Annotated in this window: 13 protein-coding genes; 2 read left to right on the top strand and 11 right to left on the bottom strand. The window is 75.7% G+C overall.

Annotation, left to right across the window (positions count from 1 at the left end; genetic code table 11):
- The first annotated feature begins 478 nt into the window (after positions 1–478).
- The gene (locus tag ACGFRF_RS03420) at positions 479–1648 is read left to right on the top strand and encodes a glutamate--cysteine ligase (RefSeq protein ID WP_393736734.1); all 1170 of its coding nucleotides are present in this window, start codon (positions 479–481) and stop codon (positions 1646–1648) included.
- Between the two features lie 118 nt (positions 1649–1766).
- Here the strand turns inward: ACGFRF_RS03420 and ACGFRF_RS03425 are convergent, their stop codons facing one another.
- From ACGFRF_RS03425 to ACGFRF_RS03445, 5 genes are all read right to left on the bottom strand, one after another.
- Positions 1767–2060 (bottom strand): hypothetical protein, encoded by a 294-nt coding sequence (locus ACGFRF_RS03425; RefSeq protein WP_393736736.1) that lies wholly within the window; start codon positions 2058–2060, stop codon positions 1767–1769.
- A 131-nt stretch (positions 2061–2191) separates the two neighbouring features.
- Entirely contained in the window at positions 2192–2662 is a 471-nt protein-coding gene (locus ACGFRF_RS03430) for an SPW repeat protein (protein WP_393736738.1), read from the bottom strand.
- A gap of 306 nt (positions 2663–2968) precedes the next feature.
- Positions 2969–3517 carry a phosphatase PAP2 family protein gene (locus ACGFRF_RS03435; protein WP_393736740.1) on the bottom strand — a complete coding sequence of 183 codons (549 nt, stop codon included), beginning with the start codon at positions 3515–3517 and terminating at the stop codon, positions 2969–2971.
- A gap of 281 nt (positions 3518–3798) precedes the next feature.
- Positions 3799–6741, bottom strand: coding sequence for an AAA family ATPase (locus tag ACGFRF_RS03440; RefSeq protein ID WP_393736742.1), 2943 nt, complete (start codon positions 6739–6741; stop codon positions 3799–3801).
- Between the two features lie 129 nt (positions 6742–6870).
- On the bottom strand, positions 6871–7530 hold the full coding sequence (locus ACGFRF_RS03445) for a TetR/AcrR family transcriptional regulator (RefSeq protein ID WP_393736744.1): 660 nt from the start codon (positions 7528–7530) through the stop codon (positions 6871–6873).
- 64 nt (positions 7531–7594) lie between these two features.
- On the opposite strand from ACGFRF_RS03445, the gene ACGFRF_RS03450 reads away from it, so the two are divergent.
- A complete protein-coding gene (locus tag ACGFRF_RS03450; protein ID WP_393736746.1) occupies positions 7595–9049 on the top strand; it encodes an MFS transporter in 1455 nt (484 codons plus the stop codon).
- A gap of 377 nt (positions 9050–9426) precedes the next feature.
- Here the strand turns inward: ACGFRF_RS03450 and ACGFRF_RS03455 are convergent, their stop codons facing one another.
- From ACGFRF_RS03455 to ACGFRF_RS03480, 6 genes are read right to left on the bottom strand one after another with little or no spacing between them, the layout of a single operon-like run.
- Positions 9427–10164 (bottom strand): class I SAM-dependent methyltransferase, encoded by a 738-nt coding sequence (locus tag ACGFRF_RS03455; RefSeq protein ID WP_393736748.1) that lies wholly within the window; start codon positions 10162–10164, stop codon positions 9427–9429.
- Positions 10161–11789, bottom strand: coding sequence for an NAD(P)H-dependent oxidoreductase (locus ACGFRF_RS03460; protein WP_393736750.1), 1629 nt, complete (start codon positions 11787–11789; stop codon positions 10161–10163). Before ACGFRF_RS03460 ends, ACGFRF_RS03455 begins: the two co-directional genes overlap by 4 nt.
- Positions 11786–12955, bottom strand: a complete 1170-nt coding sequence (gene ribD, locus ACGFRF_RS03465) for a bifunctional diaminohydroxyphosphoribosylaminopyrimidine deaminase/5-amino-6-(5-phosphoribosylamino)uracil reductase RibD (protein WP_393737098.1) — start codon at positions 12953–12955, stop codon at positions 11786–11788. The genes ACGFRF_RS03460 and ribD overlap by 4 nt, the downstream gene beginning before the upstream one ends.
- 44 nt (positions 12956–12999) lie before the next feature.
- Complete coding sequence (locus ACGFRF_RS03470; protein ID WP_393736752.1) at positions 13000–13983, bottom strand: formylglycine-generating enzyme family protein; 984 nt, start codon at positions 13981–13983, stop codon at positions 13000–13002.
- Positions 13980–15371, bottom strand: a complete 1392-nt coding sequence (locus ACGFRF_RS03475; RefSeq protein WP_393736754.1) for an SGNH/GDSL hydrolase family protein — start codon at positions 15369–15371, stop codon at positions 13980–13982. Before ACGFRF_RS03475 ends, ACGFRF_RS03470 begins: the two co-directional genes overlap by 4 nt.
- Positions 15368–16099, bottom strand: a complete 732-nt coding sequence (locus tag ACGFRF_RS03480; protein ID WP_393736756.1) for an SAM-dependent methyltransferase — start codon at positions 16097–16099, stop codon at positions 15368–15370. The genes ACGFRF_RS03475 and ACGFRF_RS03480 overlap by 4 nt, the downstream gene beginning before the upstream one ends.
- Between the last annotated feature and the right edge of the window lie 145 nt (positions 16100–16244).

Raw genomic sequence — 16244 nt, forward strand, 5'->3', positions numbered from 1 at the left:
GTGCTTGCCGGTGTCGAACTCGCCGAAGAAGCCGGGCTTCTGCCAGAGGCGCGCCACAGAGGCACGGCAGAGGGTGCCTGACCGGGCAGAAGCCCGCGGGCGCCTTTGCCGGGCTCGGGCTGGGCCATGAGTCGAGGCTTTCGGCCACCGGGATGCGTCGGCCCGGGAGCACCGTCGGTCCCGCCTCGCCGTGCGCACCGGTAGCTCGTGGCCGGTGGCGTCCCACCCGTGTGCGGGCGCGGCGCCGGCAATCGCCGCGACCGTCGTGCCGCCGCACGGGGCACGGGGGTCTGCGAGCCCTGATGCTGGCTTGGTAGCAGCTTGCAGCAGCCTCGGGCGAAGGCCCACCATGGCGGTTCTCACCCGCTGTTCGACAGGGAGTGGCCCATGCGCCCGAGCGCGTCAGTGGTCATCGCGAGCCGCGCAGAGCCGGCGAGGAGAGGTTGCGGGTGTCCCGTGTCTCCCGAAAGGGCTGGACGTGCCAGAGCCGCTTGATGCCGTGCCCCGTGCCGCCTTCGGCCTGCCCGGGCTCCCACCGGAGGAGACCGCACCGCCGACGGTGGGTGTGGAGGAGGAGTTCGTCCTGGCCGACCGGCACAGCAGGTCGGCTGTGTACCGGTCCTCTTCTGTGGTGTGTGCCGCCCGCGCTCACCTCGGCGCGCCGCATGCCACACCCGAGCTTTCGCGGTCCCAGGTGGAGACCGTCAGCGCGGTCTGTCGTACGGCCGACGAACTGCGGGCGGAGATCGTCCGGCTGCGCAGGGGCGCGGCCGCCGCCGCGGCCGAGTACGACTGCCTCCTGGTGCCCAGTGGCACGGCGGTCCTCGGCCGTTCCGGACCACCGCCCGTCCTGGACCGGTCACGTTACCGCGCCCTTGCGCGCCGCTTCGGGCCCGTGGTCCACGAACAAGGCGTGAACGCCTGCCATGTGCACGTCGGCGTGGCCGATCGCGAAGAGGCCGTACTGGCGGTCAACCACTTACGGGGCTGGATGCCCCTCCTGCTGGCCCTCACCGCCAACTCCCCCTACAGCGGCGGGGCGGACACCGGGTACGCGAGCTGGCGGTCGATGGTGTGGAGCCGGTGGCCCTCGGCGGGGCCTGCGCCCTACCTGCGCGGCACGGCCCACCACACCTGGGTCGTCGACCAGCTCGTGGCCACCGGAGTGGCCATGGACCCGGCCATGATCTACTGGCACGTCCGGCCCTCGGCGCATCTGCCCACCATCGAGGTGCGCATCGCGGATGTGATGCCCGACGCCGGGACCACCGCCGCGTACGCGCTGCTCGTCCGCGCTCTCGTCGCTCACGCCGTCGAGGCGGTACGCACCGGCGAACCCGCACCCGACGTCCCCGACCTGCTGTTGCGGGCGGCGTGCTGGCAGGCCGCGCGGCACGGACCGATCGGCACCCTGCCCGCCACCCACACCCGCGACTGCGCTCCGACGGCCGTCAGCCGGCTGATCGAGGAGCTGTGGAAGCGCATCGAGCCACTCCTGAGCCGGTACGGCGATGACCGGTGCGTCGGCGACTGGCTGAGCGATGTCCAGCTCCATGGACCCGGCTCCGCACGGCAGAGGCGTGTCGCGGAACAGCACGAGGGTCGCCTCCAGGCTGTGGTGGACGACCTCGCCGTCGCGCCTCCATGAACGCGGCCCGGGTGACAAGGGTGATCACGTCGGTGGCGCCCCGACCCGTACGATCGCGCCCGGACGGCGTTCGACGTGAGCCTGGCGGTGTGGTGCCCGTGGGCGCGGACCGAGGGTTTCACCGGCCGTAGGAGTCCCCGCCGGGAAGAGGCCCGGCGTCGGCGTGGCGGCCGGGTCGAAGCGCGGCGTGCCGTTGCCCGGGGCCGCCGCGGGTGGCCAGGGCGTCGGCGACGGCTCCGGTGGTGAAGGCGTACACGGCCTTGTGCAGGACGTCCACGACGAGTTCTCGGCGGGGCCAGGTGGCCGGCGGCGCACACACGCCGGTCGCGTTCTCGAGGATCTGGTCGTTCGTGAGACGGACGACCGTGAACTTGGCGGAGGCCGGCGGCCCGCGCAGCCCGGCCTGGGCCATGACCGAGCGCAGTACGCCGAGAGGGCGGCCTGGCCGTGGTGCATGGCCCAGTTGGCGGCTGGGTGCGCGGGCGCTCGGGCAGGCCGGTCAGGTCACCGGTCCGTCCGCGTCGAACGGTCAACGCCCTTGCGTCAGCGAGCCATTCGGGCGGTGCGGCCGCGATCGGTCCTGTCGGTCTTGCCGGCTGCGGCACTGGCCGCCAGGGCGAGCAGCAGCGCGACGATGCCGACGATCACGTTGTTGACGACGGTGCGGGTGGTGTCCACGTTCCCCGCCACCACCCACGGCGCGATGATGGTCCAGACACCGAGGAGGGCTGCGGCCCAGGCCCTTGCGTGCGTCCGCTCGTAGGCGTGGCCGAAGCCGCTGAGCAGCAGGGTGTAGGCGATGCCCGTGATCAGGTTGTTCACGGTCAGGGTGCTGAAACCGTTGAAGCCCGCGATCCAGGGAGACGCGGCCAGGTACAGGCCGCAGAGGAGGGACAGCGCTTCGACGGCCTGCCCTTGCGGGGTCGACGCGGCCCGCTCGGCCAGAGCATGCCGCTCCCGCATCTCCAGGATGTCCGGGTGCGACTCCATCGTGGTGTGGGTCCGGTCGGTCATGATCGTCTCCTGCCTCAGTGATTCACGGTCTGTACATCCGAGAGAGGTCGAGTACCCACCACACAGTGGCAAACCTACCTATATCGGACAGAGTGCGAGCGTCGGGTCCGGGCGTGTGCCAGCGGGCGGGTCGCCGGACGGCTGAAGCACGGCGGCGGCGCCCTGGACCGCGGAGCCGTCGGGCCCGGCCGGGTGCGGGAAACGCACGCGCGGCCCGGCCGTTCGCGCCGGGCCACCGCTCGAACACGGGGTGGCTCGCGGACCGCCGTCGACCATCCCGCGGGCGGCGCCCCGGCCGCCACGTGACTACGGCCGACGGCGGAGCATCAGGAGCGGGACCCTGCGGACGATCCAGGCACTGGCCGAACCGAGCACGGCGCCGACGGCGACATCGCTCGGATAGTGCGCCCCGCTCTGCACACGCTCGACGGCCACCAGCGCCGCCGGCAGGGCGCACAGAACACCGACCGCGGGCCACGACGGAGCCACCGCGGCGGTGAAGGCGACCGCCGCGGCGGTGTGGCCGGAGGGGAAGGAGGACGAGCCGGGGCGGTCGTCGACCTCGTGATGCGGGAACCACTCCTTCGGTGGCCGGCGACGGTCGACCAACTGCTTGCAGACGGCGTTGGAACCCAGCTGCGCCAGCGCCATCGCCGTCAGACCCGCCGCCGCCGCGCGGCGCCCCCGCCGGCCGCCCCACCACGCCATCATTCCGGCTGCGGCGCACCACAGCTTGGCGCTCTCGGCCACCTCCTCCACCGCCGACAGCGGCTTGCCCACGCCGACCGGGTCCCAGGACCCCAGCCGCTTGGCCAGCCCCCGATCCACCGCACGAAGCTCTGCCAGCATCCTCATGTTCCGCAGGTTTCCCCAGGTGACGCCGCTACACCTCAAGATCGGCCCCCGGCACGACACAGGACGTGCCGAACAAGCCACGAGGAGTTCGTCCCGGACGGAGTCCGCACCGGACGCCCTGGCCGCCCCCCGGGTACCACCGGGCTCTGTTCGGCCACGGCCCCGTCACGCCGGCGGCGGCCGAACAGAGCCTCGCTCTCGTACAGGCCTCGTCGCAGCCCCGCTGAACGCCCTGCCCGAGGAAGACCGACCGTGGACGCGGGCAGCGGTGCCGGTTCAGCTCAGGAGGCCGGGCGGAGTGTCATCGAGCGGGTGGCGCGGTCCGGTGGGCTCATCGCGCCGTCGACGCGCCGCAGGGCGCGGCGTCCCGCGTCGGGGCGCTGGTCGGCGACCACGGCGGGCAGGTCGGCGCGGCCGGAGACGGAGAGTTTGCGGTAGACGCGGCTGAGGTGGAGTTCGACGGTGCGCCGGGTGACGTAGAGGCGGTCGGCGATCTCCTTGTTCGTCAGGCCCTCGGCGGCCAGCAGGGCGGTGCGGTGCTCGGCCGGGGTGAGGGCGTCCAGGCCGGTCTCGGCGCCGCGCCGAGGGCGGGCGCCCGCCGAGGCGAGTTCGGCGCGCAGCACGTCGACGAGCGCCCCGGCGCCGCACTTCTCGGCCAGGGCGAGCGCCGCGCGCAGCTGTTCGCGGGCCTCGCGGACCTTGCGCAGCCGCCGCAGTTCGTGGCCCAGGGAGCGCAGCACGCGGGCCTGCTCCAGCCACGCCCCGGAGTCCCGCAGCAGATCGGCCGCCTCGTACAGCAGGGGGGCGCGCCGGCCGCCCCGGGTGACGACGGCGAGCGTGTGCAGGGCGGTGGCGACGGCGTGCGGAGCGCCCCAGGCGCGGGCCAGGTCCAGTTGCTCGCGGGCCAGCCGCTCGGCGGCGGCGACGTCGCCCGCATGGGCGTACAGGGGGGCGGCGGCCGTGCGCCACGGGTGGCGGTCGTGGCAGTGCGCGTCGCGCAGCAGCTGCCGCCCGCACTCCTCGAGGTCGGCGAGCGCGGCCTGGGTGCGGCCGAGCGTCTCCTGCAGCCGGCCCCGGTGGAACAGCAGGTCGGGCAGGGCCGCCTCGGGCAGCTCGGTCAGCGCCAGGTCGTCCAGGAGGAGCCGGCGTGCCCCGTCGAGGTCGCCGGTCTCCAGCAGGACGCCGCCGAGCCAGCAGCGGGCCAGAGCGCTGCCCAGCCAGGTCCCGGCGGGCCCGTCCGCCAGGGCCGCGCGGGCCGCCCGGGCCGCCTCGCACAGCCGCCCGGCGCGATAGCCGCACACGGCCAGGATGGCCTCGGCGAGGGCGGCCATGGTGCGGGCGCCCTCCTCGCGTGCCGCGTCGGCCAGCGCCCGGCAGGCGTCCAGTGCCTCGTCGTGCTCCCCCGCGTCGCACAGCAGCTCCGCGAGCAGCAGCCGCAGCGGGGTGGTGGGCACGTCGGCCGGGCCGGCAGGTTCGCTCAGTCCGGCGCGGGCGTGGCGGACCACCTCCTCGCGGCGCCCGCCCTGTACCCGGGCGGTGAGCGCCGAGAGCGTCGCCTGGGCGCAGCGCACCCAGGAGGTGCGGGCGGCGGTGGGGGCGGTCAGGACGGGCAGCGGTGCGCGGTTGCCGCCGGTGAGCAGGGTGAGCACGCCGAGGACGGCGAAGGCGCCGGCGGCCGGTTCCTGGGCGGGGTCGAGGGGACCGAGTTCCGCGAGCGCGCCCCGCACGGTGCGCTCGGCGCCGTCCAGGTCGCCGTCGAGGGCGGTGGCCTGCGCGAGGTTGACGAGGGCGGCGAGGGCGGCGACGTCGCCGCCGTGGCGCGGCCGGCCCAGGGCGCGCAGCCGGCTGACGGCGGCGGCGGGCGCGTCGGCGGCGAGTTCCACGCAGCTGAGCCTGCGCAGCAGTTCGGGCCGGTCGTCGGGGTCGCCTTCCTGGGCGCACCGCTCCAGCAGGGTGCGGGCCTCCTCCAGGTCGTGCCGGGACAGGGCCGCGCAGGCGGAGTCGAACAGCAGCCGGTAGGCCCAGCGGGTGCCGATGCGCGGGGCGTGCCGCAGGTGGTGGACCACCTCGTGGGCGGGGGCGCCGGAGCCGTGCAGGGCGCGGGCCGCCGCCGCGTGCAGCCGGGCGTGTTCGCTGGGCGGCAGCGCGGCGAGGAAGGAGACCGGCATCATCGGCTGGGCGAAGGCGACGCCCCCGCCGGTCTCCCGGAGCACGCCGCAGCGTACGAGGGTGTGGAGCATGTCGGCGGCCTCGGTAGGGGGGATGCCGACGAGGTCGGCGACCAGGGCGGCGGTGGCGGCCCGGCCGATGACGGCGACGGAGTCCAGGGCCCGGCCGACGCCGGGGAAACGTTCCTCGAAACGGGCGACGACGGTCTCCGCCACCTCCACCGAGCCGAGGGCCTCGATCTGTTCGCAGGTCGGTTCAATGGCGGTGCCGCCGCGTCGGAGTTCGCGCAGCAGGGCGTGCACCAGCAGCGGGTTGCCGCCGGTGACCCGGTGGCAGGCGTGCACCAGGGCGTCGGCGACGGGGCGGCCGAAGAAGGAGGTCAGCAGGTAGCCGACGGCATCCGGGTCCAGGCCGGGCAGCACCGTGCGCTGGTGGAAGTCGGAGACGACGCGGGCGAGGGTGGCGGTGCCGTCTCCCCAGGGGCCGTCGCCGCCGCGCCCGATGCCCTCCCGTCCGCCGGGGCCGTCGCCGCCACGCCCGGCGCCGTCACCGCGCGCCGCGTCGTCGCGCGGCCGGGACAGGCCGGGGGCGATCGTGGCCAGCAGCGCCACCGGCAGCCCCTCCAGCCGGGCCGTCAGGTGTTCCAGCCAGCGCAGCGAGCGCTGGTCGGTCCAGTGCAGGTCGTCCACCGCGATCAGCAGCGGCGTGCGGGGGGTGAGCACGCCGATGAGCTGGTCGAGCCGGCCGGCGGCGGCATCGGGGGTGTCCGGTTCCTCGGCGGACGGCCCGGCGCACGCGCCCGTGGACCTCGGCACGGCCGACGGGCGGGGGTGCAGCTGGCGCAGCACGTCGCAGGTCAGGGCGGTGCCGGACGGCCGGGCGCGGATGGAGATCGTCTCGAATCCGGCGGCCCTGGCGGTTCTGACGGCGGCGCGCATCAGGTACGACTTGCCGGACCCGATACCCCCTTCCAGCAGGAGGCTGGCCCCCGCGCCGGACGCCGCAGAGGCCAGGACCCTTTGTAAATCGGACACTTCACAGTCGCGGCTGAGCACACGAATCCCTTCTTCGTCCCGTTGGCCCCGGAATGCTGTGGCTCCCGCGCCCCGCGTGACGCCGTACGCGGCCCGGGCCGGCGCGGCCGGACGCCCCCCACTGCCCACCGGCCGGAGGGGTGTCCGGATTCAGACGCTGTCCACGGCTCCGTGCTGGCTGCGCCACTGTGGTGTGGCCACGCCGGCGAGAACGACCTCCACCACGTCCTCGGCGAGGGTGGGCGTGAGCGGCAGGTGGCCGAAGAGCACCCGGTAGTAGGCGGTGGCACCGAGCATGTCCAGCAGCAGGTCGATGTCGGCGTCGGGTCGGATGTCGCCGCGCCGGACGCCCCGGCGCAGCGCGGCCGCCGTGGCGGCGCGGCGAGGGTGGAACAACTCGTTCAGGAACTCCGACTCCAGCTCCGGGTCGTCGGCGAGGTCCGCGATCAACGCGGGCAGCGCGCGCCGCCCGATGGTCGTGGTGAACGCGTGGCTCAGGGTGCGGATCCCCGCGATGAGGTCGCAGTGGGTGCAGCCGGTGTCGGGGGTGGGCGAGACGCCCATCGTCTGCACGAGCGCGCTGACCACGAGGTGCTGCCGGGAGCGCCAGCGGCGGCGCAGGGTCGGCTTGCTGGTGCCGGCCCGCGCGGCGACCGCCTCCAGCGTGAGCCGGCCGTAGCCGACCTCGTTGAGGATCTCCATCACCGCGCGCCGTACCGCGGCGTCGATGCGTTCGTCGCGCGGCCGGCCGCGCGAGCGCTGCGCCGTAAACGGAGCGGTGCCCGCGGCGCCCTGTGGCGTGCTCACCATGCCTCCAGTATATTTATGATTCCGTTCCGCATCGGAAAGTAATTCTCTCACACGAGGTGACGTCATGTCTCAGCACGTCGGCGAGTTACCGGAAGACCTGGGGCGGCCTGCGACCGCCGCCGAGTCCACGCGGCCGACGCGGGCCGAGAGCGTCTTCTCCGGCCCGTACCGGGCGCTCAGCCTCGGCGTGATCCTGTCGGTGAGCATGGTCGCGTTCGAGTCCCTGGGCGTCGCCACGGTGCTGCCGGACATCGCCCGGAGCCTGGACGGCCTGGGCGCCTACGGATGGGGCCTGTCCGCGCTCATGCTCGCCAACATCATCGGCACCGTCCTCGCGGGGCGGGCCGCCGACCGGCGCGGCCCCTGGGGTCCGGTGACGGCGGGGATGGCCGTCTTCGCGGTGGGCTGCGCGGTGGCCGGAGCAGCGGGCTCCTGGCCGCTGTTCCTGGTGGGCCGCTTCCTCCAGGGCCTGGGCGTGGGCGCCGTGATGGCCATGGCCTACACGGTGATCGGGCTGGCCTACCCCGAGCACCTGAGGGCCCGGATGTTCGCCCTGCTCTCCTCGGCCTGGACGATCCCGTCGCTGATCGGCCCGGTCGTCGCGGGCACACTGGCGGACAGCACCACCTGGCGCGCGGTCTTCCTGCTGATGCTGCCGATCGTGGCGATCGCGGCGCTGCTCACGCTGCCCGGTCTGCGCCGCCTGGAGCGTCCGCGGGACGAACGGCGGGCGGCCCCGGCCGAGCCGTGGTGGAAGGGCCCGCTGGCCAACGCCGTGCTGCTGACGGCGGGCACCGGTGTGCTGCTCCAGGCGCTGCTGCTGGAGAACCTGGTCCTGCTGGCCGTGCTCGCGGTGGTGGGCATCGCCGTCGCCCTGCCGGCGCTGCGCCGGGTCACCCCGGAGGGGACCTTGACGGCGCGCCCTGGGCTGGGGGCCGGTGTCGTCATCCGGGGCCTGCTGTGCGGGGTGTACTTCGGCAGCGAGGCGTACCTGCCGCTGGGCCTGCAGGAGTTGCGCGGGCAGAGCGCGTGGGCGGCCGGTCTCGGCCTGTCGGCGGGTGCCATCGCCTGGGTGGTGGGCTCGGCCTGGCAGGCCAAGCGGGACGCCGGGGCGGGCGGGCGGTCCGGCAGCGTGGTCCTCGGCTTCGTCGTCCTGCTGCTGGGCGTGGGCGTGATCGCCCTGTCGATCCTTACCGAGACGGTCCCGGCGTGGCTCGCGGTCGTGGGCTGGGCCATCGGCGGCATCGGCATGGGTGTGGCGTTCAACGCCGCCACCACCGACACGCTGGAGCAGGCGCCGGCGGAGCGGCAGGGCGAGATGAGCGGGGCGCTCCAGCTCGCGCAGACCCTCGCCACCGGGGTGATCGCCGGTCTCGGCGGCGCGGCGCTGGCCATCGCCGAGCACTACGACGCCACCACCCGTACGGCGCTGGCCGGGCTGTTCGCGCTGACGGCGCTGCTCGCCCTGATCGGCGTCCTGATCTCCCGGCGCCTGCGGCCCGCCGCCACGGCCGGGTGACGGTTTCCCTGCCGGGCCCCGGGTCCGGCAGGGAACGGCCGGTGCCGGTTGCTGGGAACGGCCGGCACCGTGCCGAGGGTGCTCCACCGCTGGGGCTGCGGTGGGAGCACCGCTGAGGCGTCCGGCACGGACACGGTTCCCCGTGCCGGACGCCGAACGGCCTGCCGTACGCCCGCCGAGGACGGGCCGTCGGGCACGTGTGCCCCTCCCCGAGACTGCCGTCGGGACGAGCCGGGCGGACGGTGCGCGCGTCTCATCCCCCGTCCGCGTGACCCCGTTCCGCGCCGGACCCGCCCGGCGGCACAAGGAAGTCCTCGTCCGGCCGTCAGCACGGCCGGGCGAGGACTTCTCCTCTGCCCGCTCTTCCGGTCGCCCGGTCAGGCCCGGCAGTGGAGCATGGTCAGCGGCGGGTTGGCGAGGAAGTCCGCCCAGTAGTCGGCGCCCAGTGCGCGCAGGCCGTCCTCCGGCACGTGCAGCGGCACCCACGTCACGTCGTGGAAGCCCGCCCGGTGCAGGCTCTGCTCGTACACCTCGCGACGCGGATACGACGTGACGAACTCCACCGGCGGGTCGAGCAGCGCGGTGATGCGCACCCGGGGGCCGATCGGGCCCTCCCCCACGGGTTCGTAGGTGAAGCCGTACTTGGCCATGGACGGGCCGTCGAAGCGGTAGTCGGGCGCCTGGGTCAGCACACAGAACCGGGCGCCGGGCTCGAGGCTGCGGTGCACCGCCCGGCACATCCGCTCCATCGCGGCTGCGTCCTCCGCGTAGTTGAGCAGGTACACCGCGCTCGCCACGTCGAACGCCCGCTCGGGGACAGGCAGTTCGGCGACGTCGGCGACCGTGTAGCGCACGCCGAGCGGAGCGCGCTCCTCGATCGCCCGGGCGGCGGCGACCATCTCGGTGGAGATGTCGACGCCGAGCACGTCGGCGGCGCCCAGGCGTTTGATCTGCCGGGTGTAGAAGCCGGTGCCGCAGGCCAGGTCGAGCACCGAACGGCCGCGTACGTCGCCGAGCAGCGCCAGGAAGCCGGCCGACTCCGCGTAGCGGGCCATCGGCAGCGACTTGAAGCCCTCGTAGGTCTCGCCGATCTCGTCGTACTGCTGCACGCTCATGCCGTACTCCTTCCGGTGGTGCGGGGTACGAGCCGCACCGGCTCGGGGCCGGTGCGTACGGTGTCCTGCCGTGCCGCGCGGCGCGGGCGCGGGGCACGGCGGAGCAGGTCTCCGGCGAGGGCGGTGCGCCGGCCCTGGTGGGCCGCGGCGGCCAGGGTCTGCGGGGTGGGCAGCTCGCCCGCGGAGCGGGCGTGGGAGGTGCCGTAGGGGTTGCCGCCCGCCGCCTCGACGGCCGGGTCGGTGTATCCGGGCGGCACCAGCACCGCGCCGGCGTGCAGCAGCACATGACCGAGGTCGAGGACGGCCGTCTCCGAACCCGCGTGCGGCGCGGGGGTGGTGGCGAAGCCGCTCGCCGGTTTCCCCCACAGCGCGCTCCGGCCGCCGTCGGCGGGCTCCAGCGCCTGTACGAAGTCCAGCAGCGGCGCGGCCAGGGCGCCCAGTCGGACGGGCGCGCCGAACAGCACCGCGTCGGCCCAGGCGATGTCCTCGGGTGCGGCGGGCGCGGCCCAGGGCCCCAGCCACTTCGCGGACCGCGCCCCGCCCCCACCGGGCACCCGCCGCAACCGCACCCGCGCCCCCACGGCCCGCGCCGCCGCGGCGGCCTCCTGCGCGAGGATCCGGGTGGCGGCGTCCTCGCCGTGGTACACCACCGCCAGCCGAACGGGACGGAGACCGACGTCGAGGAGCCCGGAGTACGCGGCGTGGGCGGCACCGGGTGCGGCCGCGCCCGGCGCGGCACCCCCCACTCGCCCGGCCGGGGCAGGTCCGCCCGACGCGATGCCGGCCACCCGCCCACGCCGGACCGACCCACCCGAAGCACCACCACCCGCTCCCCCGGCCGCAGCGACCTCCCCCGGCGCGGTCCCACCCCTGGGCCCGGCCGGGACCGGCACCCCCAAGGCACCACCACCCGCTCCCCCGGCCGCACCGGCCACCCCCGACGCGCCGCCCACCGGCCCGGTAGGCACCGGCACACCCGGAGCAGTACGACCCGCCGCATCGGCCGACGCGGTCGCCCCCGGTGTCGGGGGTGTTGTTCGCTGTTCGGGGACGGGTGACGTGAGGGGTGTGGTGCGGGCGCGCGACGTGAGGGTGGCCAGGCGGTGGCCCAGGGCGTGGGCCGCCGCGCGCTCGTGCGGGGCCGGGTCGCCCCGGCGGTTGTCGGCGGCCAGGCCGTACGGTGTGCCGCCCGCCGCGCGGGTGACCGGGTCGGCCGGGTCGGCACCGGCCACCCAGCAGCCCCAGTGGTACAGGGTGTGGTGCAGGGCCGTCAGCGTCGCCTCCCGGCCGCCGTGGCGCTGGGTGGAGACGGTGATGCCGGTCGCCACCCGGTCGGCGAGCAGCCCCTCCCCCCACAGCGGCGCGGTCGACTCCAGGAACCGTTTGAAGGGCGAGGACACATTGCCGTAGTAGGTGGGGCAAGCGAACACCAGCCCGTCCGCCCACACCACGTCCTCCGGTTCGGCCACCCGCTCGGGCCAGACCCGGCCGGCGGGCTCGTCGTCCGCGACGCTCAGCAGCCGCACCTCGGCACCGGCCTCCCGCGCCCCCTCGGCGGCCTGCGCCGCCAGGGCGCGCACGGTGCCGCGCCGGCTGTGGTACACCACCGCGATCCGGTGGCTCATCCCACGCCTCCCCCCGCCGTACGACCCTCCGCGCGATCCCCGGCCCCGGCGCCCGGCGCCTCCCCGCCCGGCAGCTCCCGGGTGCGCAGCAGCAGCCGTACGTCGTCGCCGAGGCGGGTCGCCTCGCCCAGCCGCAGCCGAAGGCCCGCCATGAGGGTGTGGGCCCCGAAGTCACCGAGGACGGGACGGGCGGCGGCTCCCAGGACCAGGGGCGCCACGTACGCCACGACCCGGTCCAGCAGGCCCTGGGCGACGAACGACGCGGCGAGGCGGGCACCGCCCTCCAGCAGGACCGAGCGCACGCCCCGGGCCCAGAGATCATCGAGCAGGACGGCGATGTCGAGCGCGCCCCCGGTGACGGGCACCCGCAGCACCTCGTGCCGGTCGTGCAGTGCCGGCTTGGGCGTGTGCGGCCCGGTGACCACGAGGGTGGGCGCCGCGTCGTCGAGCACGCGCGCGTGCGGCGCGATGGTTCCGTCGCGGTCCAGGACGACGCGGAGCGCAGGCGCGCCGGCCACGCCGTGCCGCAGACCCAGGTGCGGGTCGTCCGTGCGCAGCGTGCCGGAGCCGACCAGCACCGCGTCGTGCGCGGCGCGCAGGGCGTGCGCGTCCTGCCGGGACTCGGGGCCGGTGATCCACCGGGAGGTGCCGTCCGGTGCCGCCGCCCGGCCGTCCAGGGTGCCGCCGAACTTCCACGTCACGCACGGCCGTCCCCGGCGGACGGCGGTCAGCCACAGCTCGTTGCCGCGCTCGGCCTCGGCGCGCAGCACCCCTCCGGTCACCTCGACCCCGGCGTCCCGCAGCCGCCGCGCGCCGCCCGCCGCGGTCGGGTCGGGATCCGGCACCGCGTACACCACCCGGGCGATCCCGGCCCGCAGCAGCGCCTCGGCGCACGGCCCGGTGCGGCCCTGGTGCGCACAGGGCTCCAGGGTGACCACGGCGGTCCCGCCGCGCGCCCGGTCCCCGGCCACGGCCAGCGCCTCGACCTCGGCGTGCGGCTGCCCGGCGCCCCGGTGGAAGCCCTCCCCCACCGGTGTGCCGTCCGCGCCGAGGATCACGCAGCCGACGACGGGGTTGGGGCTGGTCCGGCCCAGCGCGGTCGCGGCCAGCTCGACGGCCCGGCGCATGGCGGACTCCTCGGCCGGGGACGGCGGCGGTGACGTCACCTCGTCGTCCGCGGAGGGGTCCTGACTGCCCGTCACCCGCCCGGTCACGGTGTCTCCGCGAGCCGGAAGCCCATCGCGTAGATGGCGCGGTCGTACCAGCCGTGGCGGCGCCGGGTGCGGGCCAGGTCGCCGAAGCGGGTGAAGCTGCCGCCCCGGGCGATGCGGTAGGTGCCCCGGGTGACGGCCAGGTCGTCGGCGACGGCGCTGCCGCCGGGGTAGGGCCCGTAGTCGTCGGCGGTGTACTCCTCTACGTTGCCCGCCATGTCGTGCACCCCGAACGGCGACCGTCCGGCCGGGTGCACCCCGATCGGGGTGGTGGACAGCGGCCCGCCCTCCACGGTGTTGGCGCGGTCCCGCTCGAACGTCCCGCCCCAGGGGAACTCCCGTCCCTCGGGCCCGGCGGCGGCGTACTCCCACTCCGCCTCGGTGGGCAGCCGGAAGGCGCGGCCGGTACGGCCGGCGAGCCAGGCGGCGTAGGCGTCGGCGGCCTCGGGCGGCACGGTCCACACCGGGTGGTTGCCGAGCCCGTCGGGGTAGCCGCCGAACCGCCACGAGGTCGGCAGCACGGTGCTGCCGGTGTCCTCCAGGAAGCGCCGGTACTCGGCGTTGGTGACGGGGTGGAGCGCGATGCGGAACGCCGGGAGGTCCACCTCGTGCACGGGGCACTCCTTGGCGATCCAGTCCTCGATCACCCCGGCGTGCCGCCAGCGCGCGGTGACCCGGCCGACCTCGTCCGGGTCCAGGCCGAGCCGGACGCGTGCGGCGGGGACGTCGGCCATGGGCGGGTCGTCGGGGCGGACGCGGGGGTCGCCGATCAGGCCGAGCACGGTGCCGGCCGCGTACCGGCGGGCGAAGGACAGCTCGGGGTCCTCGGCGACCGCGACGAGGGTGTCGGCGGGCGCGCCGAGCAGGTCGCGGTGGTCCCGCAGCGGCCAGGGGCCGGTGCGGGCCACGAAGGAGTCGGGCAGCGCCATCGCGGCCCGGTCGGAGAGGGTGTTGGGGTTGGCCATCACCGGAGTGCCGGTCACGGATGCCTCCCGTCGGTGCGCGGAGCGGAGATCGCCGGGTCACCGGCGGTCAGCAGGTCGGTGGGGACGGCGTCGGCCACCGCCCGGTAGCCGGTGTCGTTGAGGTGGATGTGGTCGCCGGAGTCGTAGGCGGCCCGCACCCGCTGCGGGTCGGCGGGGTCGCGCACGACCGCGTCGAAGTCGGCGACGGCGTCGAAGTCGGGGGAGGTGCGCAGCGCGGCGTTGAGGGCGAGGCGCTGCCGCTCGGCCTCGGCCGTCCACAGCGGCGAGTCCTTGAACGGGGTGAGGGTCCCGACGATGACGGGGATGCCGCGCGCGTGCAGCCGTCCGGCGAGGGTGCGCAGTCCGGCCAGGACCTCCTCGGCGCCGGCGTAGGGGGCGAGCTGGAGGTCGTTGATGCCTTCGTAGAGGACGGCGGCGCGTACCCCGGACTGGTTCAGCACGTCCCGGTCCAGTCGGCCGAGCGCGCTGGTGCCGCGCTGCGGACGCTCGGTCTCGGTGCCGTCGCGCAGCACCCGGTTGCCGCCGATGCCCTTGTTGAGCACGCCGAGGCCCTGGGTGGCGGGGTCGGCGGCGAGACGGCGGGCGAAGGCGTCGGTCCAGCGGCCGTTGCCGTCGGGGGTAGAGCCGGAGCCGTCGGTCTGCGAGTCGCCGAGCGCGACGACGGTGCCGCGCGTGGCCGTTCCGCGCACGTCGACGCCGGTCAGGAAGAACCAGGAGGTCTGGGTGCCGGTGAAGGCGGCCGCGCCCTGGTCGCCGGTGTGGTCGCCGGGGTCGGAGAGGTAGCTGGTCTGCTGGGCCAGCCAGTGCCAGGTGGTGGGGCCGGTCGGCCGGGGCAGGTGGACGCTCACCAGCAGGTCGGCGCCGGCGGGCACGTCGTAGGGCAGCGGATCGCTGACGGTCTCCGCTCCGGCGGGCACGGTGGTGCCGGTGGCGCCGCCGAAGGTGACCGGGCGCAGACTGCCGGGGACGGCGGTCGCCGAGCCGGACGACTCGGCCCGGCCCACCGTGATCCGGCCGAGCACCAGGTCCCGGGTGCCGTGGGCGTTGGACAGCCGCAGCCGCAGCTCACCGCCGCCGACCGAGGTGTGCGCGATCATGCGTACGGTGCGGTCGTCGATGCCGGTCTGCGAGATGCCGTCCGGCGCGGCGGGCGCCGGGGCGGTGCCCCAGGTGCCGGACCATGTGCCCCCGGCGGGACCCGCGCCCGAGCCCCCGGCCGGGCCGGCGGCGGGATCGCCGGCGGGGCGGGCTGCGGCCGACGGGGTGGTGCCCAGCAGGGCGCCGCCCAGCAGCGCGGCCGTGGCCACCGCCGCGAGCACGCCGGACAGCCGGCCACCGCGTGCGCGGGCCGGGGCCGGGGCGGCCTGTGTCCGGGCCGCACTCATCGGTCACCGCCCCCGGTCGCGCCCGCGCCCGTGGCGCGGTACGTGCCCACCAGGTAGTGCAGCCCGGCCGTCCCGCGGGGCACCAGTCGTACCTCGACGGGCGTGAAGCCGTGCGCGGTGACCAGTTCGGTCAGCTCCTCCTCGGTGAACTCCCGGTACAGGCGCCGTGCCCCGTTGGCGAAGAGGCGGCCCGGTCCGTCGGCCGACCGGAACACGGACACCGTGAACAGGCCGCCGGGGCGGAGCAGTTCGCGGATCCGGCCGAGGTAGCGGCCGTAGCCGTCGGGGTGCTGGTGGTGCAGGCAGCCGTTGTCGAGAACGGCATCGTGGACGGCCGTGCCGTCCAGGTCGGACAGCGAGCACACCGCGAACCGCGCACGCCCGTCGCTGCGGGCGGTGAGCGCGGCCCACTCGGGGGACTCGACGAGGTCGATGCCGGTGACCCGGCAGCCCGCGTCGCTCAGGATGGCGGCGTCGCGGCCGTGCCCGGTGCCGATGTCGAGGACGTGCGCGCCGGGGCGGTCGCCGAGGGCACGCAGCAGCAGGCGGGGGGCCTCGCGCATGGCGTCCTCGGCGGTCCACACATCACGCCCGTTGACGTAGTGGTCCTGGAAGTCGGAGCGCAGGACGTCCGCGTACGCCGACTCGTCGAGCGGCGGGGCGGGCGCGGGGACGACGGAGTACCGGTCGGCTATCCGGTGGCTGGACATGGGTGAGTGGCTGGACATGCGTGATGAGTCCTGTCGTGTGGAGGCACGGGGGCGGCGAGGAGGGCGGGAGGGGGCCGGACGTGCCGACGGTGCCGGAGAGGTCACGCTGCTCCGGCACCGCTCGTCATGGGGCGCCCGGGGCGCCCTGCCGGGGGCCGCACCG

It is taken from the genome of Streptomyces sp. NPDC048521 (assembly GCF_043199855.1).
GTDB lineage: Bacteria > Actinomycetota > Actinomycetes > Streptomycetales > Streptomycetaceae > Streptomyces.

Bases quoted from the DNA above. Each gene is read 5' to 3' on its own strand.
- ACGFRF_RS03425 (WP_393736736.1), bottom strand. From the start codon at position 2,060: ATGGCCCAGGCCGGGCTGCGCGGGCCGCCGGCCTCCGCCAAGTTCACG.
- ACGFRF_RS03430 (WP_393736738.1), bottom strand. From the start codon at position 2,662: ATGACCGACCGGACCCACACCACGATGGAGTCGCACCCGGACATCCTG.
- ACGFRF_RS03435 (WP_393736740.1), bottom strand. From the start codon at position 3,517: ATGAGGATGCTGGCAGAGCTTCGTGCGGTGGATCGGGGGCTGGCCAAG.
- ACGFRF_RS03445 (WP_393736744.1), bottom strand. From the start codon at position 7,530: ATGGTGAGCACGCCACAGGGCGCCGCGGGCACCGCTCCGTTTACGGCG.
- ACGFRF_RS03450 (WP_393736746.1), top strand. From the start codon at position 7,595: ATGTCTCAGCACGTCGGCGAGTTACCGGAAGACCTGGGGCGGCCTGCG.
- ACGFRF_RS03455 (WP_393736748.1), bottom strand. From the start codon at position 10,164: ATGAGCGTGCAGCAGTACGACGAGATCGGCGAGACCTACGAGGGCTTC.
- ACGFRF_RS03460 (WP_393736750.1), bottom strand. From the start codon at position 11,789: ATGAGCCACCGGATCGCGGTGGTGTACCACAGCCGGCGCGGCACCGTG.
- ACGFRF_RS03475 (WP_393736754.1), bottom strand. From the start codon at position 15,371: ATGAGTGCGGCCCGGACACAGGCCGCCCCGGCCCCGGCCCGCGCACGC.
- ACGFRF_RS03480 (WP_393736756.1), bottom strand. From the start codon at position 16,099: ATGTCCAGCCACTCACCCATGTCCAGCCACCGGATAGCCGACCGGTAC.